At 61.7% G+C, this 19,682-nt stretch carries 19 protein-coding genes and 1 pseudogene; 6 read left to right on the top strand and 14 right to left on the bottom strand.

What is annotated here, in order from left to right:
- Positions 1–25 precede the first annotated feature (25 nt).
- Positions 26–1,660 carry an ABC transporter substrate-binding protein gene (locus AB4Z13_RS19415; RefSeq protein ID WP_113320739.1) on the bottom strand — a complete coding sequence of 545 codons (1,635 nt, stop codon included), beginning with the start codon at positions 1,658–1,660 and terminating at the stop codon, positions 26–28.
- Positions 1,661–1,830: 170 nt separating this feature from the next.
- Positions 1,831–2,544, bottom strand: coding sequence for an HAD family hydrolase (locus AB4Z13_RS19410; protein WP_442206532.1), 714 nt, complete (start codon positions 2,542–2,544; stop codon positions 1,831–1,833).
- Positions 2,545–2,618: 74 nt separating this feature from the next.
- Here AB4Z13_RS19410 and AB4Z13_RS19405 point away from each other — a divergent pair, with 74 nt between their 5' ends.
- From AB4Z13_RS19405 to AB4Z13_RS19395, 3 genes are all read left to right on the top strand, one after another.
- Positions 2,619–3,557, top strand: coding sequence for a sugar-binding transcriptional regulator (locus tag AB4Z13_RS19405; protein ID WP_442206531.1), 939 nt, complete (start codon positions 2,619–2,621; stop codon positions 3,555–3,557).
- Positions 3,558–4,173: 616 nt separating this feature from the next.
- Positions 4,174–5,220, top strand: a complete 1,047-nt coding sequence (locus tag AB4Z13_RS19400; protein WP_113320736.1) for a catalase family peroxidase — start codon at positions 4,174–4,176, stop codon at positions 5,218–5,220.
- On the top strand, positions 5,217–5,756 hold the full coding sequence (locus AB4Z13_RS19395; RefSeq protein WP_113320735.1) for a cytochrome b: 540 nt from the start codon (positions 5,217–5,219) through the stop codon (positions 5,754–5,756). Before AB4Z13_RS19400 ends, AB4Z13_RS19395 begins: the two co-directional genes overlap by 4 nt.
- A gap of 150 nt (positions 5,757–5,906) precedes the next feature.
- Here AB4Z13_RS19395 and AB4Z13_RS19390 read toward each other — a convergent pair.
- The 10 genes and pseudogenes from AB4Z13_RS19390 to AB4Z13_RS19345 form a co-directional block, all read right to left on the bottom strand.
- Positions 5,907–6,131 (bottom strand): annotated as a pseudogene (locus AB4Z13_RS19390) (RES domain-containing protein); the annotation flags it as partial.
- A 283-nt stretch (positions 6,132–6,414) separates the two neighbouring features.
- The gene (locus AB4Z13_RS19385; protein ID WP_439018372.1) at positions 6,415–7,299 is read right to left on the bottom strand and encodes an intradiol ring-cleavage dioxygenase; all 885 of its coding nucleotides are present in this window, start codon (positions 7,297–7,299) and stop codon (positions 6,415–6,417) included.
- A 7-nt stretch (positions 7,300–7,306) separates the two neighbouring features.
- A complete protein-coding gene (locus AB4Z13_RS19380) occupies positions 7,307–9,061 on the bottom strand; it encodes an FAD-dependent oxidoreductase (protein ID WP_442206530.1) in 1,755 nt (584 codons plus the stop codon).
- Positions 9,054–10,169: a branched-chain amino acid ABC transporter permease gene (locus AB4Z13_RS19375; protein ID WP_442206529.1), complete on the bottom strand. Its 1,116-nt coding sequence runs from the start codon at positions 10,167–10,169 to the stop codon at positions 9,054–9,056. The genes AB4Z13_RS19380 and AB4Z13_RS19375 overlap by 8 nt, the downstream gene beginning before the upstream one ends.
- Positions 10,170–10,178: 9 nt before the next feature.
- A complete protein-coding gene (locus tag AB4Z13_RS19370) occupies positions 10,179–11,042 on the bottom strand; it encodes a branched-chain amino acid ABC transporter permease (protein WP_113320731.1) in 864 nt (287 codons plus the stop codon).
- Positions 11,029–11,751 carry a branched-chain amino acid ABC transporter ATP-binding protein gene (locus AB4Z13_RS19365; protein WP_113320730.1) on the bottom strand — a complete coding sequence of 241 codons (723 nt, stop codon included), beginning with the start codon at positions 11,749–11,751 and terminating at the stop codon, positions 11,029–11,031. Before AB4Z13_RS19365 ends, AB4Z13_RS19370 begins: the two co-directional genes overlap by 14 nt.
- The gene (locus AB4Z13_RS19360; protein ID WP_113320729.1) at positions 11,751–12,470 is read right to left on the bottom strand and encodes an ABC transporter ATP-binding protein; all 720 of its coding nucleotides are present in this window, start codon (positions 12,468–12,470) and stop codon (positions 11,751–11,753) included. The genes AB4Z13_RS19365 and AB4Z13_RS19360 overlap by 1 nt, the downstream gene beginning before the upstream one ends.
- 51 nt (positions 12,471–12,521) lie before the next feature.
- Entirely contained in the window at positions 12,522–13,802 is a 1,281-nt protein-coding gene (locus AB4Z13_RS19355; RefSeq protein WP_113320728.1) for an ABC transporter substrate-binding protein, read from the bottom strand.
- Positions 13,803–13,853: 51 nt separating this feature from the next.
- The gene (locus tag AB4Z13_RS19350) at positions 13,854–14,915 is read right to left on the bottom strand and encodes a maleylacetate reductase (protein WP_442206528.1); all 1,062 of its coding nucleotides are present in this window, start codon (positions 14,913–14,915) and stop codon (positions 13,854–13,856) included.
- The gene (locus tag AB4Z13_RS19345; RefSeq protein ID WP_113320726.1) at positions 14,912–15,787 is read right to left on the bottom strand and encodes a dioxygenase family protein; all 876 of its coding nucleotides are present in this window, start codon (positions 15,785–15,787) and stop codon (positions 14,912–14,914) included. The genes AB4Z13_RS19350 and AB4Z13_RS19345 overlap by 4 nt, the downstream gene beginning before the upstream one ends.
- Before the next feature lie 98 nt (positions 15,788–15,885).
- Here AB4Z13_RS19345 and AB4Z13_RS19340 point away from each other — a divergent pair, with 98 nt between their 5' ends.
- From AB4Z13_RS19340 to AB4Z13_RS19330, 3 genes are all read left to right on the top strand, one after another.
- Positions 15,886–16,836 (top strand): LysR family transcriptional regulator, encoded by a 951-nt coding sequence (locus AB4Z13_RS19340; protein ID WP_439018379.1) that lies wholly within the window; start codon positions 15,886–15,888, stop codon positions 16,834–16,836.
- 81 nt (positions 16,837–16,917) lie between these two features.
- Positions 16,918–17,121: an alpha/beta fold hydrolase gene (locus tag AB4Z13_RS19335; protein WP_439018380.1), complete on the top strand. Its 204-nt coding sequence runs from the start codon at positions 16,918–16,920 to the stop codon at positions 17,119–17,121.
- Between the two features lie 8 nt (positions 17,122–17,129).
- The gene (locus tag AB4Z13_RS19330; protein WP_439018901.1) at positions 17,130–17,900 is read left to right on the top strand and encodes a class I SAM-dependent methyltransferase; all 771 of its coding nucleotides are present in this window, start codon (positions 17,130–17,132) and stop codon (positions 17,898–17,900) included.
- 367 nt (positions 17,901–18,267) lie between these two features.
- Here AB4Z13_RS19330 and AB4Z13_RS19325 read toward each other — a convergent pair whose 3' ends face one another.
- Together AB4Z13_RS19325 and AB4Z13_RS19320 are read right to left on the bottom strand one after the other, a co-directional pair.
- Positions 18,268–18,897, bottom strand: a complete 630-nt coding sequence (locus AB4Z13_RS19325; RefSeq protein ID WP_442206527.1) for an ABC transporter substrate-binding protein — start codon at positions 18,895–18,897, stop codon at positions 18,268–18,270.
- Between the two features lie 29 nt (positions 18,898–18,926).
- Complete coding sequence (locus AB4Z13_RS19320) at positions 18,927–19,412, bottom strand: GFA family protein (protein WP_113320724.1); 486 nt, start codon at positions 19,410–19,412, stop codon at positions 18,927–18,929.
- Positions 19,413–19,682: the final 270 nt, after the last annotated feature.

Here is a 19,682-nt window from a genome sequence, read left to right as displayed (position 1 = left end):
GCCGGAGACCGGAGTGACGGACCGATCAGATCGACCAGTTGGTGGCGCGGAAGTCCATGGCGAAGGCCGGAGCGGCCTTCCACTTCAGCGACGACTTCATGCCGGTGAAGACGGCATTCTGATGCAGGACCTGATAGACCGGGTCTTCGCGCTCGGCGATTTCCAGCATGCGGGCGATGGCCTTCTTGCGCTGCGCCCGGTCGGTGGAGGTTTCCATGACGACGGCGAGCTTGTTCATCTCTGCGTTCGTCCAGTCCTTCTTCTGCTGCACTTCGCCGTTCGGGCCGAATTGCACGACCATCGGCGTGATCGGGTCGTTGATCGAGTTGCCAGCCGACCAGTCGCGCACGCCCTTGATGCCCTGGGGATCGTGGATCTGCGCCCAGTTCTCCTTCATCTCGATCTCGACGTTGAGGCCGACCTGTTTCCACATCTCGACCATGATCTGGCCGTTGGCCGTCTGGTTCGTGTAGTAGTTGTTGAGCAGGCGGTAGGGGATCGCATCGCCCTTGTAATTGGCCTGCTTCAGAAGGTCCTTGGCGAGATTGGGATCGTAGGCCGGGGGCGCCCAGCCATCGATGAACATGTCGCTGTTGCGGAAGGATTCGAACTGCAGGCCGGCCGGGATGACCGTCTTGCCGGCCCAGAGCGCATCGACGATCGCCTGGCGGTCGATGGCATGGGTCATCGCACGGCGAACCAGCGGGTTGGCGAGGATCTCGTTCTGGGTGTTGAAGACCGAAATGCGGTGGTTCCAGATCGTCGAGTTCTGGATCTCGTAGCCCGGAGCGGCCTGAACGGCGGCGATCTGATCCGGCGGCAGGTCGCAGGCGAAGTCGTATTCGCCAGACAAGAGGCCGTTGACGCGCGAGGCGACTTCCGGAACTTCCACGAAGCGGATCTGCTCGAGCGGCGGGCGGCCGCCCCAATATTCGTCGAAGGCGACGAGGGTCAGCGAAACGTCCGGCTTGTATTCGCCGACCATATAGGGGCCGGTCGTGATCGGCTTGCGCGACCATTCGGTGAAGCTCGCGGCCTCATCCCAGGCGCGGCGGTTGGTGATCTGGCTGCCGCCGGAATAGAGGCGCCCTTCCAGCGTCACGTCGGGCGTCGTGTTGTGCAGGCGCACGGTGTACTTGTCGACGATCTCGATGCCGGCGAGCGCCGGCCACAGGCGACGTCCGACGCCGGGAACGGTTGCCGGCAGTTCCTTGGCGGTCGCAGGCTTGTGGTCAGCTTCGAAAATGGTCTTGCCACCGGCGGGCTCCGTGTTACCGAACACGCGTTCCTTGGAGAAGGAGAAGGCGACGTCCTCGGCGGTCATTTCATCGCCGTTGTGGAACTTGACGCCCTGGCGCAGCTTCAGCTCGAGCGTCTTGTCGTCGATACGCTTCCACTCGGTGGCAAGACCCGGAACCGGACCCTGATTGCCCATCCAGTCACGCAGGATCAGGCCTTCCCAGAGGTTGGGGAAGAAGATGCGCTCGCCGACGTTGGACTGCTCGTGATAGACGTCGAGCGAGTTGTTGTTGGTGATCTTCTGCACCGCGATGGTGATGGACGGGCGCTTGCCCTGGCTGAAAGCGAGGCGCGGCAGAACGAGCGTGCCGGCGGTGGCGCCGATAAGGCCGAGCGCGCCGCGTCGATTGATCGAAATCATCGGAAACTCCTTGTGTCTTGACCGACGAGCCCCCGCTCGTGGTCTGTGTTGTTAAAATCAGCTAGATGTCGCCGCATTGACGGCTTCATGAATTTTTCAATAAAGGCGCCCGTCGCGGATGCCGCGAAGAGCCGTTCCAGCGCGTGAGGCAAGGCCCCCGCGCGACGAGATCAGCCGGCGACAGGAACCACCGGTTTGCTTGCAGGCGAAGCGGCGGTTCCCGCCGAAAACGCTTCGAGCGCGCGCGCCAGTTCACCCGCTCCCTCCACCGTTTGCAGAGCGCCTGCCGCCTTCAGCGCCGCGTGCCGTCCGCTGCGCGGATCGGCCGGATCGACGAAGCCGATCGCCGCCATGCCGGCCGCCACGGCACCCGTAATCCCGAGCGCGCTGTCGTCGATGACAAGGCAGCGGTGCGGCGCCACGTCGAGACTTTCGGAGCAGAGAAGGAAAAGGTCAGGCGCAGGCTTGGGCCTCGCCACCATCTCGGCGCTGTAGATATGCGGTGCAAATTCCGTCCACAGATCCAGAAGACCGAGGCTGCGGCGCAGCCTCTCCATGTCGCTGTTGGACGCGACGCATTTACGCTGCTTCACCTTCCGCACCAGCTCTTCCATGCCGGCCATCGGCCGCAGCGAACGGGAAAACTCCGCGTAGAGCGCGCTTTTGGCATCGGCGAAGACACGATCCGGATCGGCAAGGCCGAGTTCCTCGCGACAGAGGCGGCCGGCCGCCTCCCTCGAAAGTCCGGTGAAGCGACGGTGAACCTCAGCGTGGCTCAAGGGAACGCCGGCGCGCTGCAGGGCCTGCGCCAGCGTGCCGCTCGCCACCGGCTCGCTGTCGATCAATACGCCGTCGCAATAGAAGATCAGAAGTTCTATCGTCATGCAGACGGCATTACGTTACATATGTTACACCAATGTGAAATATGTAACGCCGAGGCGTTTCGGGATGGGGATTGATGGAATCGCATGAACTGAAAATTCGGGCGGCCTGGCTCTATCACGTGGAGGGGCTGACGCAGGCACAGATCGCCGAGCGCATGTACCTCACCCGTCGCCGGGTGAACGAGTTCCTGGCCTCAGCCCTTGAGGAAGGCATCGTCAGGGTGAGCTTCGCCTCGCCGCTTGCCGCCGGCATGGAGCTGGAATCGCGCCTGCAGGGACGTTTCGGCCTGGAGGCGGCAGTCGTCGTGCCCACCCCTGCCGATCCGCAGCTTCTGCACCAGGCGCTCGGCCGCGGCGCGGCCGCCTATCTCGACCGGCTGATCCAGGCCCGCAAGCCCCGCTCCATCGGGGTCGGCTGGGGCGCGACGCTGCGCGAGACCGTCACCAACATGACGCCGGCAAGCGAGCCCGGGATCGAGCTGCGCTCGATGATGGGCGGGCTGACACGCGGCTCGGAGATTAACACGTTCGAGATCGTGCGAGCCTTCGCGCAGGTCCTGAAGGCGCAATGCCACTATTTCGCGGCACCGATCTATGCCGAGAGCCCGCAATCGCGCGAGGCGATCATCACGCAATCGGTCTTCGAGCGCATTTTCCGCCAGACCTGCGAAGTGGATATTTCCTACCTGAGTGTCGGCGACGTGACCAGGCAATCCCTGCAGGTACGCTACGGCCTGCCGGCCGGAACCGACATCGGTGACCTCATCGCCGTCGGCGCCGTCGGCGACCTGCTGGGCCGCTATATCGATGCCGAGGGCCGCCCCGTCGCCCACCCGCTGAACGCACAGGTGCTAGCCCCCGACCTCACCGACTACCGCAGGATCCCCTGCCGCATCGTCGCCTCGGGCGGTATCCACAAACACGCCATCCTCACCGCCACCGTACGCGCCGGCCTCGCAACCGCGCTGATCACGGATGAGGAGAGCGCAAGGGCGTTGCTGGCGGGCGGATGAGGTGAGGTGTGTGCCTGCGTAATGGGAGGCGACCGGCGGGCGCGCAGGGTTTGAGCATGGTAGGTGGAATGTGGAACGTGTGCCCTTCCACCCCTTCGGCCGCACGTACCCGAATGTTGTCGCAAATGCCACCAACCGAAAGGCGCTACGGCGCCGACAGTTTTGGCCCGATGGCGGGTCGTGCACCCCGATGCTGGTGCATCGAGAGTAGAGCCTGCACGTGCCAAGGCGACACAAGATTATACGAACATGGAATTTCGTCAGGCGGCCAAAATAGGCGCCCATTCCTTTTGGGGATGGGTACTGGGAAGCGCGGTCATAGTCGGAGGAGCGGTATACGGGGCAAATCTCGATCTCCAGGGGGTTCGAAAGGCATTCTCGGAAGCCAGTCCGACGCGAAAGCCCGAATGGTTTGCCGAAGATGCACCGCAATCTTGATGCAAATCCTCGGCACGCCGGCCGAGCTCCTGCGCTGTTCGCGGCGAGGGTTTGACCTGGCAGCTCGACGGTGGCATCTTCCCTGTGCGCCCTGCGCATAGAATCCGGCTACTTCTCATTGTGTACTGAAATCGAAGCCCCCGCACCGCGTTGAACTGGCACGAAGGGAGAGTCTTGGATGCCTGGCCCGCAGCGTTCCGCCCTAGGATCCCTCGTATTGATAGCGGCCGTCATAGGTTTCGGCGTCGGCGCGTTTGCCTACACTGCCGGATGGCTCAGCCCTGACCGCCTTACGTCGACGAAGCTCGTAAATGCGTTGGCGCCTCCTGGCGGACCGGCTCTCGGACATCGGAGAAACCACGCAAAGGGCGTTTGCTTCACTGGCACATTCGAAGCGAACGGGAACGGTACTGCGATTTCACGGGCGTCAATGCTTGCCGCCGGACAGTACCCCGTCCTTGGCCGCTTCAACCTCGCAACGCCGGACCCGAATGCTGCCGATCCGACAGTTAGAGTTCGGGGCATTGGCGTGCAGATCGCAGCGCCCGACGGCAACGTCTGGCGGATGGCTCTGATCGATCCGCCTGTTTTTGCGGTCTCCACGCCGCAAGGTTTCTACGACTTGCTTAATGCGTCTGCGAGCAAGGATCCGGAAGCGATGAAAGGCTTTGTGGCAGCGCATCCAGAATTCGCTGCGTTCGGCGAGTGGGCGACCACGGCTCCCTGGACGGCCAGCTACGCCGAGGTGGCGTTCAACAGCCTCAATGCATTCATGTTCAAGGATGGGTCGGGCGTAGAGCACGCCGTTCGTTGGTCTTTGCGTCCGGAGGCGCAGGCCGCGCCGATCACGGCCGAAGACTTCGCCAAGCTCGGCGCCAATCATCTCGAGCAAGATATAACCGAACGCGTTGCGAGGTCGCCTCAGCGTTGGACGCTCCTGCTGACGGTGGCCGATCCCTCCGATCCAATATCAGATCCTACCAAGGCCTGGCCCCCGGGGCGGCGTACTGTCGAAGCTGGAACTCTGGTCGTGCAGAAAATAGAGCCGGAGGCGGACGGCCCATGCCGTGACATCAATTTCGACCCGACCATCCTGCCTGACGGAATCAAGGTTTCCGATGATCCGTTCCCCGCGGCCCGCTCGGCAGCCTATGCCAAATCCTATGATCTGCGGACATCGGAAGCGAGCAGTTATCCTCGAACAGGAGCGAGCGCGAAGCCATGACGGACGGCACCAAGACACGATTCTCCACCATCCAGCGCTTGTTGCACTGGCTGATGGCGATAGGCATCCTGGCAATGCTATTCATCGGCGTCGGAATGGTTTCCACCATCGGACGTGAGTATGTGCCGCTCTTGCTGACGCATAAGACGTTAGGGATCGCCATTCTTGTCCTTGCCCTGGTTCGCCTCGTGGTTCGCTTCATATCCGGCGCTCCACCGTTGCCCGCAGACCTTCCGGAACCGATGAAGCTTGCCGCTCATCTGTCCCACGTAGGTTTGTACGTGCTGATGATAGGGATGCCCTTGATCGGGTGGGCGATGCTGTCCGCCGCCGCTTACCCAGTCGTGCTCTATGGCGGCATAAGGCTCCCCCCGATACTGCCGCAGAGCGACACCCTGCACGCACTGCTCTGGAGCGCGCATTACTATCTTGCCTTCGCGTTCTTCGCTCTTGTGTTGATGCATCTTGCGGCGGCGCTTTTCCACGGGCTCGTCCGTCGCGATGGGGTCCTCGAGACTATGCTGCCTGGCAAATAACGGTGGTGTTCGTGGAAGGGTTATCGTCACCGCCAGGCCCTCAACCGAGGCAGCGCTGAGTGTGAGGGTGCCTTCGGCTACGGCATCTACCGCCGGTACCTGGATGAACCGCCTCACAGCTGATCGCCAACGCAATCGTGCGTTGCACTTCTAGGGCGCCAAGCCGACTCCATGGGGGCACCCCACTCGCCAAAACCAGTCCTGATCGAGATCGGGTTCACGGGACACCTCTCCAATGGCGGACTCAGCCCGGTTGAAGATCGCGTAGCAGAGTTCGGTATCGTCATGGCGACCATGATAGGCAATTCCGTCAGGGCTCACCGGATGATCGATCAATGCCTTTGCCCAAGCCTGTGGAGCGTCGTAGGGAAGACCCGAATGAGGGACTTCCGCCGTCGCTGCCGGGCCAGTGCGGCTTCTTTCCCGCCGAAGCTAAGGTTGGCTATCCCCATCACCAGTTAGATCACGGCCGGACACAAAGATTACGCGCGGACGTGGGATTTCCGCAACTCAACGCCCGTCTCGGGCAGCAAGGACGGCGCGGAGCGTAGACTGGGGGGTGTCGTCGTTGCGGACTCTGAAGTACGAGCGGCCGCTCAATTTGGTCTATGGAACGCTTTTGACCAAATTGCCGCGACCGGTGCGGACCTGCCCCAACCTAAGACTTAACTGGTGCGAGCACGAAATCGTGCTCGACCTGCCAGAATTTTCCCTCGAAGCCGAGCTCTCTGGCTCGAGCGGGATCCTCGGTCAGCTTGAAGTCGGCAAGAAGGCTCTCCTTCACGCCAAACACCGCGTCCGAATGGATGTAGGGATCGTCGGGATCAAAGATATGCGTGACAAGTGTTTCGAACCCTCCCGCCTTGATGATGTAATGCAGATGCGCCGGCCTGAAAGGGTGTCGGCCGAGCGCACCCAACATCTGCCCGACAGGCCCGTCATCAGGGATCGGATAATATTTGGGCTTGACCGCGCGGAACCAATAGTGCCCGTCCTTTCCCGTTCGGAATACGCCGCGCAGGTTGAAATCCGGCTGGATACCTTGCTGCTGCACGTCATAGAAGCCTTCGTCATTGGCCTGCCAGACATCGAGGACGGCATTGGCGATCGGCTTGCCATCGGTATCCAGGATGCGGCCACTGATGACCATATCCTCGCCCTTGTGGTCCAGGCAGATATTGGCACCCATCGGCAATTCCGGGGCATCGGCGACGTGGAACGGTCCGAGTACCGTGCTCTCCGAGGCCCCGGTGGGTTTGCGATTGTTGATCGCATCGACGAGCATCGAAACGCCTAGCACATCCGACAGCAGGATGAATTCCTGCCGCCAGTCGGTACAGGTGTGGCCGGTGCGCGTGAGGAACAGGATTGCATCCATCCATTCCTCCTGCGTCGGTTCCAGTTCCTTCACCGCCTCGTGGAGCTTGCGGGTGACGACCTCGATGATCACCTTCAACCGCGCGCTCTTTGCCCCGCCATTGCGGCTGGTGACGACGTCGACGGAATTTTCTTCGGTGAAATAGCCGTTTTCTTCAGCACCCATGACGACCTCAGCGATCCAGGATTATTTTCAGGACGTGGCTCAGTTCGGCTTCAGGCTCGGCGACCGCCGCATGCGAGCGCCAGGCGACATGATGGTCGGGACGAACGAGCAAGGCGCCGGAATCACTGATCTCGCGAGCACGCGCCCAGTCTCCCGTCAGATCCTGCCAGGCCTGCCGGGGACCGATCTTATGGATGGCGATCGGGATGCCGAACTCCTTCGACAGCGCCTTTACCGCGAGAGCCCAACTGTCGCCGCCGATCCCGGTCAGGACCGTGAAAATGCCATGCCCCGTAAGATCGAGACTGGAAACCTTCTCTCCCTGCGTCCCGAACAGCCAGATATGCGGAAGCCGTGCTCCCGGCCAGGTTGTCGGCTGGCAGTGAAGCTCGGGGTCCTTTTCGAAGGCGGGTTCTGCCTGCCCGTCCTTGACGACGGCCTGCGATGCATAGCGATGGTTCATCTCGACGCCATGGGCATCAAATTCATAGACCTTGTAGGCGATGGCATCACGGATGGCGGCGCGCTGGCGTTCGGCGGCCTCGCCGTCATCGCAACGCGCGTCCATGTTCTGCTGCATCTTCACCGGATCAACGGAATCAAGAAGGCCAAGCGCCTTGAAGATCGGGCCGAATTCCTCGATCGACTTGTTGGCGCGGGTGACGATCTGCTTGGCGATGGGTGCGCGCTCGGCCTGATAGCTGTCGAGAAGACCCATTCCCGCCTGCCCTCTGATCACCATGGCAAGCTTCCAGGCGAGGTTGAATCCGTCCTGGATCGAAGTGTTGGAACCGAGGCCGTTCGATGGCGGGTGTCGGTGCGCAGCGTCGCCCATGCAGAAGACCCGGCCGCTCGACAGGGTCGTCGCATACATATTGTTGACCGTCCAGGTGGAGACCGACTTGATCTTCGGCTCAAGCTCGGGAACGCCGACCAGTTCGCGCACGACCTTGGTGGCAAGGGCGCTGTCGACGGCAGGCGCCGGCTGGTTAATGTCGTAGCCCCAGACGATCAGCCACTCGTTCCACGGCCGCACCATGCGCACGAGGCCCATGCCGATGCCGCCGACGTCGGCACCCGGCTGCAGCACCCAGTAAAGCACGGAGGGGCGATGGGCGACATAACGCGACAGATCCGCCTCGAAGAGAATGTTCATCGAGCCGGCGACGCCCATCCGGCCCTCGAAGGACAGGCCGGCATGTTCGGCCACCTTCGAATTGCCGCCGTCCGCGCCGACGAGGAATTTCGAGCGGATCGTCACTTCCTTCCCCGTCAGGCGATCGAGGCATGTCGTCGTGACACCGTCAGCGTCCTGGACGTGGCTCAGATATTCGGTCGACATGCGCGACTGGGCGCCGCGCGAACAGGCCGTCTTGAAGAGGAGCGGCTCCATATAGGTCTGCGGCAGGTCGTTCATCCGCCCCGGCGAGGACAGTATATGTTCGGCGCGCGACAGCGGATGATTGCCCCAGCTCTGCATGCGGCCGATTTCCTCGCCGGCGACCGCCGTGCAGAAGACGTTTTGCCCCATCAGGTCCTGTTCGGTCGCAAACAGATAGGCCTCGTCCTCGACATCCCGGCCGAGATCGCGCAGAACCTCCATCGTGCGCTGGTTGGTGATATGCGCGCGCGGCGTATTGGCGAGCCAGCGATAGCGATTGATCACGAGCGGCTCCAGACCGTAGCTCGCCAGCAATGCGGCAGTCGCCGAGCCCGCAGGTCCCGTTCCTATGATCAAGACGTCGGTGGTGATATCAGCCATTCGGCCCTCCCTTTTCATCTGGTAGAACAGATCCGCCCCTGAGCAGGCGGCGAACCGGAAAGAGTTCCCAACCTGTGCGGTCGGATATCAGCCCCCAGAGTCCCCGGGGCGCAAACAGCATGGTGACGATGGCAAGCGCCCCGAGCGCCAGAAGGTACCAGGAGCCGTAGGCCGAAATGGCGTTCTGCAGGAAAAAGAAGACCAGCACGCCAAGGATCGGCCCTTCGATCGTGCCTATCCCACCGATGACCGTGATAAAGATGACATAGGCCGTCCAGTCGGTCAGCGAGAAGGCGGCATCGGGCGATATCCGCCCCTTCTGGAGATAGATGAGCGCGCCGATGATGCCGGTGATGAAGGCCGTAAACAGATAGATCATCGTCTTAAGCCGGCGTGCATCGACGCCGAGTGCGCGCGCAGCCGTCTCGTTGTCGCGCACCGCGGCAAGCCCAAGCCCCTGACGGCTGCGCAACAGCTTGTAGACGGTCGCAATCGTTGCGGCCGCGACGATCAGCGCAAGCCAGAAGGACAGGGCATCGGCTGCCGCGGCAGCCCGCATGCCGAACCAGTCTTCAAGCAGGGAGATGCCCAGCATGTCGCGGGTCGCATCCCGCGGCAGCGACGTACCGGTGCCACCGCCGAGCGCCTTCCATTGGGCAAGCAGCAGTCGCCCGACTTCAGCGATAACCCAGGTGCCGATCGCAAAATACGGGCCGTAGAGGCGAAAGGCGAAGAAAGCGGTCGGTACGGCGATCACCATGGCGGCGACGCCGGCAAGCGGGATGGCGAGGATCGGATCGAGCCCGGCCAGAATGACGAGGCCGAAGAGAGCATAGGCGCCGCAGCCGACAAAGAGCTGCTGGCCGACCGAAATCAGCCCCGCATAGCCGGCAAGCAGGTTCCAGCTCTGCGCCAGGGTCAGCATCGTCAGGATGAAGAACAGATCCTGCACCACGCCGCGTGACAGGAAAAGCGGTGCTGCCGCAAGGCCGGCGAGCACAACCAGGCAGACCAGCGAAAAGATCTGGGACAGCCGCGTGCCTGTTTCGATCCTCCAATCCGGGGATGCTTGACTATCGGTTGTCATGGTTTCCAAACCCGTGGTCATGGCGCCGCCTCAATCGACAGCGCGCGGAAAGAGGCCGCGCGGCCGCAGGAGCAGAACGATCAGGAAGGCGATATGTCCGGCAAGGATCTGCCATTCCGGATTGATGGCGGCCCCGATCGTCTGCGCAAGCCCGAGGATGACGCCGCCGGCAAGCGTGCCCCAGAGCGATCCGAGACCGCCGATGATCACGGCTTCGAAAGCATAGATCAGCCGCGCCGGCCCGGCTGTCGGATCGAAATTTGCCCGCATGCCGAGATAGAGCGCGGCAACGGTCACGATCATCATTGCCAGTCCCGTGGCGATGGCAAAGATCGAGTTCGGACGGATACCCATCAGGCCGGCTGTGACCACATCGTCCGACGTGGCGCGGAAGGCGCGCCCGAGTGCGGTGCGATAGATGAGCTGGTTCAGAGCGACAATCACCGCGACAGCCGAGCCGAAAGTCAGAAGCGGCATCAATCCGGCATTGATGCCGCCCACCTGCAGCGACGCCGTCTCCAGAGATCCGGCGGAAATCCTTCTGCTATCGGCAGTGAAGACCTCCAGAAGACCATTCTGGATGACGATGGACAGGCCGAAGGTCACAAGCAGTGGCGGCAAGACATCCTTGCCGAGCGTGCGGTTGAGAAGGTGGTATTGCAGCAGCCAGCCGATCGCAAACATCAAGGGCGCTGCGATCAGCGCCGCAATGAATGGATCGAGGCCGAGCGACGAAACGAGAAGCAGAATCAAAAATGCTGCCAGCACGATGAGGTCGCCATGGGCAAGATTGACAAGCCGCATGATGCCGAACACCAGACTGAGGCCGGCAGCAAACAGGGCATAGAGCCCGCCGAGCAACACGCCCTGAAGAAGCGTATCAAGCCAGTTCATTGCTCTCCGCTCCAAAATAGGCTGCGTGGATGTCGGCCCGATCGAGGTCGGCCGGGCGCCCGCTCAGGGTTATCCGTCCCTCCATCATGCAATAGACGCGGTCGGCGACCTTCAGGGCCTGGGCGATATCCTGCTCGACGACGACGATCGCCATCCCGGATGCGCGAATGCGGCTGAAGGCTGCGTAGATATCCTTGATGACAACGGGCGCCAGACCGAGGCTGAGCTCATCGCAGAGCAGGATCTCCGGGTTCGACATCAGGGCACGGCCGATTGCCACCATCTGCTGCTGGCCGCCCGAAAGCGCAGTCGCCGGATTGCTGCGCCTTTCTTTCAGGATCGGAAACAGCGCGTAGACGCTTTGCAGCGACCAGGGGCCGGATCGCTTGCAGCCGTAGCTGCCGACCTGCAGATTTTCTTCCACCGTCAGCGAGGCAAAGAGCTTGCGCCCTTCCGGCACGAGAGCAATGCCGCGGCGCACGATATCGAAAGCAGGCATCGCACCAATCGCCTCGCCCTCATGCAGGACCATATCCGCCCGGTTGGCAATCACACCCGCGACCGAGCGCATCAGCGTCGACTTGCCGGCCCCGTTGGCGCCGATGACGGCAATCGTCTCGCCGGCATCGAGATCAATGTCGATGCCGAAAACGGCCTGGAAGTCGCCGTAAAAGGCCGTCAGGCCGCGGGTTTCAAGAAGGCTTGCCATCAGACCTCCATGCCGAGATAGATGGCGCGCACCTCGTCCGAGGCCATGATCGCCTCCGGTGCACCGATGCCGACGACACGCCCGAAATTGAGGACCAGGATGCGCTCGGCGACAGCGGTCAGCGCGTGCAGCACATGCTCGATCCAGATGATGGTCATGCCGCGCTGGTGAATGCGCCTGATCGTCGCCACCAACTGCCGGCACTCGCCCTCCGTCAGGCCACCGGCGATTTCGTCGAGGAGCAGGAGCTTCGGCCGGGTGGCAAGCGCGCGGGCAAGCTCCAGCCGCTTGCGCTCCAAAAGGGTCAGCGATGCCGCCTGTCTGTTGGCCTTGGCGATCAGGCCGGTCTCGACCAGGATGTCGGCGCAGAAACCGGCGACATCGGCTTCGCTCGCCCGGGTGCCGAAAGCGCCTGCGACGAGCAGGTTTTCATAGACGGTCAGACGCTCGAAGGGCTGCGGGATCTGGAAGGTGCGACCCATGCCGGCAAGGCAGCGCTGCATCGGCGGCGTATGAGTAACGTCCCGGCCGTCAAAGCGGATTGCCCCGCCCGCAACGGACAGATTGCCGTTGATCAGGTTGAAGAGCGTGGATTTGCCGGCACCGTTCGGCCCGATGACGCCGAGCGCTTCGGCCGGCTCGACCGAAAAGCGGATATCCTCGGCAACGACGAGCGCGCCGAAGGATTTCGAGACAGCATTGAGTTCCAGGATGGGCATCGGCCAATCTCCGCAAAGGTCCGCCCGGCCGCAAAGCCGGGCGGATGTGCCTTACGCCAGCGCTTCGAGCTTGCCGCCGAGCGGCACGTTCGGGGCAAGGCCGTTTTCGACGACGATGAGATCGTAACCGCCGCCCGACTTCAGCCGCCACTGGCCGCCGACCAGCGGCGTCTTGGCGACGTTCTTCTGTGCGAAAGGCGGAAGTTTCTCATTGCCCCAGGCAATCGGTCCGACAAGCGTATCGAGCTTGGTCTCGCCGATCGCTTTTGCGACCGTATCACCGTCGCTGACATCGCCGGCGCGCTTCATGACGTCGACGGCGAGTTCGAACAGTGCATGGGCAAAGCCGATCGGCTGCGTCCAGGGACGGCCGGTGGATTTCGTGAAGGCATCGGCGACGGCAGCCGTCGTCTCGCCCGTCAGTGACGATTTGAACGGATGGCTCGGTGTCCACCAGACTTCCGTCGACAGATTGTGGCCGGCATTTCCGAGCGCCTCAACCGTCTGCGGAAAAAGCAGCGCCTTGCCGATCGAGGCGATCTTTGGCTTCAGGCCCTGCTGCTTGGCCTGGTTCCAAAAGGTGGTGAGATCCGGCGGGATCATCACGCCGGTCAGAATATCCGTGCCGGCCTGCTTGAAGGCGTTGATCTGCGCGGAGAAATCGTCCGTCAGGTTCTGATAGCGACCCGTGTCCGTCAGCCCATAGCCGAGCTTTTCAAGCACCGGCGGGAAGCCGACGACCTTGTCGCCCCAGGCATTGCCATCCCCGTCATTCGGAAAGAGCCCGCCGATCTTCTTGTTGGTTTCGATCTGTCCCCACATGCCGGTGAAGACGGCAATGATATCCTCCAGGCCCCAGAAGAAATGATAGGCATAGTCGAAGGGCTTCCAGGAAGCAGGATCGCCCGGATTGCCCTGCTGGCCGATGAACCAGGGCTGCCAGGGCGCGACCGTGGAAATGCAGGGCATGCCCTCGCCTTCGCAGGTCGTCGAGACCGGATTGGTCGTCTCCGGCGTCGAGGAAACCAGCATCAGGTTGATCTGATCATCGACGATCAGCTCCTTGGCGACCTCGGCAGCGCGGTTGGGGTTGGATTGGCTGTCCTTGACCACGACCTCATAGTTGAGGCCGAGCTTCTTGGTCGTCGCCAGGAAGGCATCGATGACGAACTTGTCGGCCTCTCCGAAGGCTGCAAGCGGACCGGTCTGGGGGCTGACATAGCCAAGCTTGATTGCCGCCGTCTGACCGATTGCCGGGGCGGCAAGGCTGGATGCGGCAAGCGCGGCTCCGCCGGCTGCCGTCGTCTTCAGAAAATTGCGTCTCGTAAACATATGTCCTCCCATTGTCCTCTCCTCCCAAAGAGTGCGTAGTCAGGCAGACGATCAATCTGCTGGTCGGCGGCCATCCCAGGCCTCCTGCAAAAGTGCCCTGATCGAACCCCGGTCAATCGGGCGCGGGTTCCAGTAAGGATTTTCAACGGCAATCGAAGCCGCACGGTCGAGATCGACCTCGGTCAGCCCGAATTCCTTGAGCGTCAACGGCGCGCCAATCGACTTGGCAAAATCCCACAGGCCGCCACCGATCGAGCCTCCGAAGAGATTGGCAGCTGGGGCAAGTTCTGCCGCTGCCGCCCTCGCGTTGAACGCGGCCGTATGCGGCAGCATCACCGCATGGGTTTCGGCATGCGGGGTGTCGAAGGAGCCGCCGAGCGTGTGGCAGATCTTGTGATGCAGCGCCATACCGACCGTGCCAAGCACTGTGCCGCAGAGCCAGGCACCATAGAGCGCCTCATTTCGGGCATCGGCATCGTCGGGCGCTGTTACGATTTTTGGCAGGCTTCTGGAAAAAGCGCGCAGCCCCTCAAGAGCCATCAGGGTCGAAATAGGATTACGGTCACGTGCATAAAGGCCTTCGACGGCATGCGCCATGGCATTGAGGCCGCTCGTCACACTCATCGAAACCGGTAGCCCCAGGGTCAAGGCCGGGTCGTAGAGAACGATTTCCGGCAGGATCCGCGCGTCACGTACAGTCGTTTTCCGACCGCCTTCCGTCTGGCCAAGAATGGGCGTGACCTCGGAACCGGCATAGGTGGTCGGCACGACGATCTGCAGAAGGTCGGTGCGATAGGCAATCGCCTTGCCGAGGCCGGTCGTCGATCCTCCACCGAGCGAGACCACGCAATCCGCCTCGGTTTCGGCCACCATTTTCATCGCGGCCTCGGTCACGTCGACCGGCGTATGCATGGTAGCGCCGGTAAAAACACCGCAGGCAAGAGAGCCGATTTCGGTTGCCAACGCCTCCGCATCCGCCTTTTGATGAGGCGTTGCAAGGACGAGCGCCCGCTTGCAGCCGGCCGTCACAATCCATTCTCCAACCTTGCTCCTGCTGCCGTCGCCGAAGACAATCCGGGCCGGACTGCCGGCATAGGAAAACGCGTCGATCATGCCGCCCTCTCCGGTTTTGCCCGGACCATGACGAAGATAAGCTCCACCGCCTTTGCATTACGTCCGTCGACCTCGACGGGATCGAAAGAGGTGATGAGCTCGGGGCGCACGCCAAACAGCGCGTCTTCGTGCAGGTGCGGGTCGCTTGCGTCATAAACGTGTGTCGTAATCGTCTCGAAGCCCTTTGCACGCACGACGAAATGCAGATGCGCCGGCCGGCGCAAGGGATAACCGGCCGCAGACAGCAGCCTACCGACTGGACCGTCGGCCGGCACGCCGTAGCCGGACGGAACAATAGAGCGATAGGAAAGGCACCCCTCTACATCGGTTCTGAACAGGCCCCGCAGATTATGTTCGGGCTGGAGATCCGGTTGCTGGTTCTCGTAGAAGCCCTCTGCGTTGGCCTGCCAGGTCACGACTTCAGCGCCTGCGACGGGCAGGCCGTCGAGATCCTGGACGCGAACCGACACCATAAGCGGCTCGCCGATGCCGTCGAGCGAGATCGACGACGCCGAGGCACGTGCAGGCGCATCGGCGCGGAAGAAGGGGCCGCGGATTGTATTGGGGGTTGCCCCCTTCGGCCGGCGCGAATTGATGTCTTCGATAAGTGCCGAAGCGCCGATCAGGTCGGATAGAAGCACCCATTCCTGCCGACGCTCGTCCGAAGCGTGACCGACCTCCGTCAGGAAAGCGATGAAGCTTCGCCACTCGTCCTGGGTCGGCCGAAACTGCTTGATGAGGTCGTGCGCATGGGTCACGGCGGCTGAGAGCAATTCGACTAGCCTGGCGTCCCTGCCGGCAGAAAAACGCTCAGCGAAGGCTTCAGACGATGTCGCCTCGCTGAATGTGAGCGGTTGAGAGTGCCCCGCCATGCCAATCCTCCCCGACTTGCTCTGCGACGTGCGGGTAGAATAGCAGGCAGAGCCACGTCGATTGATGATTTTGTTAAGAGATAATATAACGGATCGTTATGAAGATCGATGAGCGTCACCTGATCCAGCTCGCCGCCGTCGTCAAGACCGGCGGCGTTACCGAAGGCGCGGCTTTGCTGGGACTTGCACAACCTGCCGTCTCGCGCACCTTGTCCATGTTGGAAAAGCGCCTGGGCGAGCCGCTTTTCGTCCGGGGCCGTCGCCCCCTGCAGCCGACAGCCTTTGGCCTGGCGCTCGCCGAGCATGGTTTCGTCATGCTGGCGGCCTCCCGCAAGGCCTCCGATCTCGTCGAGAGTTTCAGGGTCGGCAAGAGTGGCGTCGTGCGCGTCGGCGGCACGCCTTTTTTCATGGATGGGCTGATCGCCGGAATCTGTGCGGAGTTTCAGTCGAGCCACCCCGATGTGCGCATCGACCAGAGCTACGGCTACTTCCCGGATCTCAGGGCAGCGCTGAAAGCCGACCAGATCGATCTCGCTATCTGCCCGATCGATATTCTCGATGAAGGCTCGGGGCTCGAGTTTCAGCAGATTCTTCCCGGCCGTAACGTTGTCGCCTGCCGGGTCACGCATCCCCTGCTCTTGAAGCGGCGGCCGCAGCCGAGCCATCTTCTCGAATATCCCTGGGTCGCACCGCCACCAGGCAGTCCCTTGCTTGCGGACTTGCGCGCGCTGCTTCTCTCATTCGGCGCAACCGAACTCAAGATCCGCTATTCGGGTGGTTCGCTGATGGCGGTGATCAACTATCTGAAGACCGCCGATGCACTGACGATCATGCCCCATAGCGTCGTCTTTGCGCAACGCAAGGACAAGTCGATCACGGCTTTGCCAATCACCATTCCGCATCCCGAACGGGCACTGGCGATCCTCAGCCGTGTTGATGCGCCGCGCTCTCCCGCCGTCGACCACTTTGCCACATTTGTCCGCTCCGGTTTCGAAAACTTGCGCCACCTCATCAAACGCCACGAAGAAGCGGTCGTATGGGGTCTTTGATATGCCAGCCTCTCGATCAGTGACGACTGTTGACGGCACTTCCGGGACCAGACATGGCATAGCCGGCTGAACGAGATCAAAGTGCCGCCTCCCGTCGTTCACGGCAACGATCCAGTTTTCCCCGTCGCGCACGGCAAGGCACTCGCGCGAGCTGTGGCGGACGCGAAGTTCGTGAAGATCGAAGGCGACGGCCATGAAATTCGTCCCGAGGATTGGGAAACGATCATTTCTGCTATCGACGAACATGCCGAACTCTCGTCAAGTGACCGAGGCAAAACCACGTGAGGATGGACATGTTGGATCGTGCTGACTTCTATGATGCAGAATTAAAGCGGCACAATGGGCATTTGCGTGCCGCCGCCTCCGTTGGAATACGTGACCGTGTGCTCGATATCGGTTGCGGGGCAGGACAAACGACGCGTGAGGCCGCCCGTGTCGCGGTGGAAGGCGAGGCGATCGGCGTGGATACTTCCACAGAAATGCTCGAGGTTGCGCGCCGACGTTCCAACGAAGCGGGATTGCGAAATATTGCCTTTGAGCAGGGTGACGCCCAGCACCACGCATTTCCGGCTGCGGGCTTCGACCTCTGCATCAGCCGGTTTGGCGTCATGTTCTTTGCCGATCCGGCGGCAGCGTTTGACAATGTCGCCCGCGCGATGCGTCCGGGCGCGCGCCTTGCATGGATGGTCTGGCAGAGCCAGGAGCGCAACGCTTGGTCTGGTGCCATCAGGCAAGCCTTGGCTCCGGGAATTGCGATTTCCGCACAGGCTTCCACGCCGTTTTCGCTTGGCGATCCCACCATCGCTGCAGAACTCCTCAAGACGGCCGGCTTTGTTTCGATCGATTTTATCGACGTGCGAGAACCGGTTTTCTACGGACCGGACGTCGATACGGCCTTTGACGCGCTCGTCGAGCTCTATCTTGTGAAGGACGCGCTGGCGCAAACCGGTGAAGCGCCCGACAAGGCGCTGCAGCGGCTGCGCGAACTGCTGGAGGCATATATGACCACGGAGGGCGTACTCTTTGAGTCGCGCGCGTGGATCATCACAGCTCGCAGGGTGTAAATCGGACGAGGAGATCTCCTCCTCAACATGCGTTTCGGCGGGCACTCGGTGTCGCCGATGACGCCGTTCTGCTCATGCTCCGTGTGGCGCGAGACCTTCTTCCGTCGTTGCGGCACCCGCGCATGCGATCGCGAGCGTCCGTATCCTGATGGCCCACAACAGATCGCTGATCGAGGGCAAGGGAGACGATGACGGTGCAGGCAAAACCACCGTCGAACGCACCGGCCCGGAGATGCTCCGAAGGTTGCGAGGTCATATGATGGGTTAGAACAAGGCGCGCTTCGGCACGCGATCGATGTCGGGATGGATCGGATGCGCGGCGAGGAGACGAGGCTACCGGACACCTTTGCGTCCGGTAGCCTCGTGTTCATTCGACTTTGGTGTTCTCGATGCTGAGACCCGACTGGAATGTCAGGAAGCCGGGCATGTTCGTAAAACCAGTTACACCCTTCCTGACGGCGTAGTTCTGTTCGCGCCACATAAAGTAGACGAGCGGCGACAATTCGAGCGCTCTATCGACGAAGGCATCATAGACTTTCGCTCTCTCGTCCTTGTCGATGGTTGCCCTGCCCTTGTCGAGCAACTCGTTGATCTGCGGATCGTTGAAGTAGGGGGAATTGTTGGTTCGGACGAGCTTGTCGCCACCGTAGTAGTAATTGCTCAGCCAGTCGGCATCGGTAATCTCGCCGAGGCTGCCGAGTACGGTAAAATCGTAGTCTGCAGCGGTTGCCTTGGCCATGCGACTTGCCCAGTCCGGCAGGTCGAGCTTCACCTTGATGCCGATTTTTGCAAGCTCCGACTGAATGGCGATCGCCGTATTCTGATGGAAGCTATATTGCGATGACGCGAGCAGTCGCGCCTCAAAGCCGTTCGGATATCCCGCCTTGGCAAGCAGTGCCTTGGTCGGCGTTGAAGTGGCGCGTGCTGGGGAAGAGTTTCGCCGTCGTCGCGAAAGAAGTGCGTGAAGTTGCACAGCGCTCGGCGGTGGTCGCGTCACACTATTATTCGCTCACACTAAACCGGGCGCTAGAGAGTCGGAGGCCAGATATCCGTTTCATGGTCTGGATGCTGATGGTTGGTGCTCGTGATCCGGTGCAGCATCTGAGGGTTGTCGGCGTAAGTCGGTCGGTCGCCGGGTACCTGTACGAGCCCAGAATACCAAGATACACGACTCTCGTTACCGTACTGATTTTCGGGCGGCGCACGGTTAGGCTCGTCGAGCGTACCGACGAGAACACCGATGTCCTCGCCATCAGGATAGTCGAATGTCAGCGGGGTGCCGCAGTCGCAGCAGTATCCGCGGCGCCCGACATCCGAACTGCGGAAATAGCTGACTGCGCCACGTGTCACGCGAAATGCCGTCTTCATTACGGGGCAGATGATCGCGAAGGGGCCGCCTACTGCCTTCTGGCACATTCGGCAGTGACAAATGTGAACGTTCTGTGGTTGCTGATCGAGCGAATATCGGACGGCACCACATTGGCAGCCTCCCGTCAGAACGATGGTTTGCATAATGTCCTCCACTAACTAAGTTTCGGAAATAGGCGACGTCCAGGACTCCTGCGGGCACACGCGTCAAAGTCGGTCCTTGCGAGATAGTCTCCCGCGAAGAAGGTCCACGTCAACTGCGATGACGGGTGGCGCTCATCAGTTAGGCGACTGAGCCGTATCAGGACCCGAAGCAGGCCGAGACTCGTAATCCGACTATGCGCTGGTTCCGGAAAGAATTTCTTTCCCGAACCCCAAATTCATTTGTCTGGACTTGCCCCGAGCATCGGTCGA

Source organism: Rhizobium sp. YAF28 (genome assembly GCF_052113285.1).
Classification (GTDB): domain Bacteria; phylum Pseudomonadota; class Alphaproteobacteria; order Rhizobiales; family Rhizobiaceae; genus Rhizobium.
This window is presented reverse-complemented; position numbering and strand designations above follow the sequence as displayed.

What these genes read in the sequence shown, in the direction of transcription:
- AB4Z13_RS19360 (WP_113320729.1), bottom strand. Translation starts at nt 12,470, where the DNA reads ATGCCCATCCTGGAACTCAATGCTGTCTCGAAATCCTTCGGCGCGCTC.
- AB4Z13_RS19320 (WP_113320724.1), bottom strand. Translation starts at nt 19,412, where the DNA reads ATGCAAACCATCGTTCTGACGGGAGGCTGCCAATGTGGTGCCGTCCGA.
- AB4Z13_RS19330 (WP_439018901.1), top strand. Translation starts at nt 17,130, where the DNA reads ATGTTGGATCGTGCTGACTTCTATGATGCAGAATTAAAGCGGCACAAT.
- AB4Z13_RS19380 (WP_442206530.1), bottom strand. Translation starts at nt 9,061, where the DNA reads ATGGCTGATATCACCACCGACGTCTTGATCATAGGAACGGGACCTGCG.
- AB4Z13_RS19385 (WP_439018372.1), bottom strand. Translation starts at nt 7,299, where the DNA reads ATGGGTGCTGAAGAAAACGGCTATTTCACCGAAGAAAATTCCGTCGAC.
- AB4Z13_RS19375 (WP_442206529.1), bottom strand. Translation starts at nt 10,169, where the DNA reads ATGACCACGGGTTTGGAAACCATGACAACCGATAGTCAAGCATCCCCG.
- AB4Z13_RS19370 (WP_113320731.1), bottom strand. Translation starts at nt 11,042, where the DNA reads ATGAACTGGCTTGATACGCTTCTTCAGGGCGTGTTGCTCGGCGGGCTC.
- AB4Z13_RS19415 (WP_113320739.1), bottom strand. Translation starts at nt 1,660, where the DNA reads ATGATTTCGATCAATCGACGCGGCGCGCTCGGCCTTATCGGCGCCACC.
- AB4Z13_RS19405 (WP_442206531.1), top strand. Translation starts at nt 2,619, where the DNA reads ATGGAATCGCATGAACTGAAAATTCGGGCGGCCTGGCTCTATCACGTG.
- AB4Z13_RS19365 (WP_113320730.1), bottom strand. Translation starts at nt 11,751, where the DNA reads ATGGCAAGCCTTCTTGAAACCCGCGGCCTGACGGCCTTTTACGGCGAC.
- AB4Z13_RS19345 (WP_113320726.1), bottom strand. Translation starts at nt 15,787, where the DNA reads ATGGCGGGGCACTCTCAACCGCTCACATTCAGCGAGGCGACATCGTCT.
- AB4Z13_RS19395 (WP_113320735.1), top strand. Translation starts at nt 5,217, where the DNA reads ATGACGGACGGCACCAAGACACGATTCTCCACCATCCAGCGCTTGTTG.
- AB4Z13_RS19355 (WP_113320728.1), bottom strand. Translation starts at nt 13,802, where the DNA reads ATGTTTACGAGACGCAATTTTCTGAAGACGACGGCAGCCGGCGGAGCC.
- AB4Z13_RS19350 (WP_442206528.1), bottom strand. Translation starts at nt 14,915, where the DNA reads ATGATCGACGCGTTTTCCTATGCCGGCAGTCCGGCCCGGATTGTCTTC.
- AB4Z13_RS19340 (WP_439018379.1), top strand. Translation starts at nt 15,886, where the DNA reads ATGAAGATCGATGAGCGTCACCTGATCCAGCTCGCCGCCGTCGTCAAG.
- AB4Z13_RS19400 (WP_113320736.1), top strand. Translation starts at nt 4,174, where the DNA reads ATGCCTGGCCCGCAGCGTTCCGCCCTAGGATCCCTCGTATTGATAGCG.
- AB4Z13_RS19410 (WP_442206532.1), bottom strand. Translation starts at nt 2,544, where the DNA reads ATGACGATAGAACTTCTGATCTTCTATTGCGACGGCGTATTGATCGAC.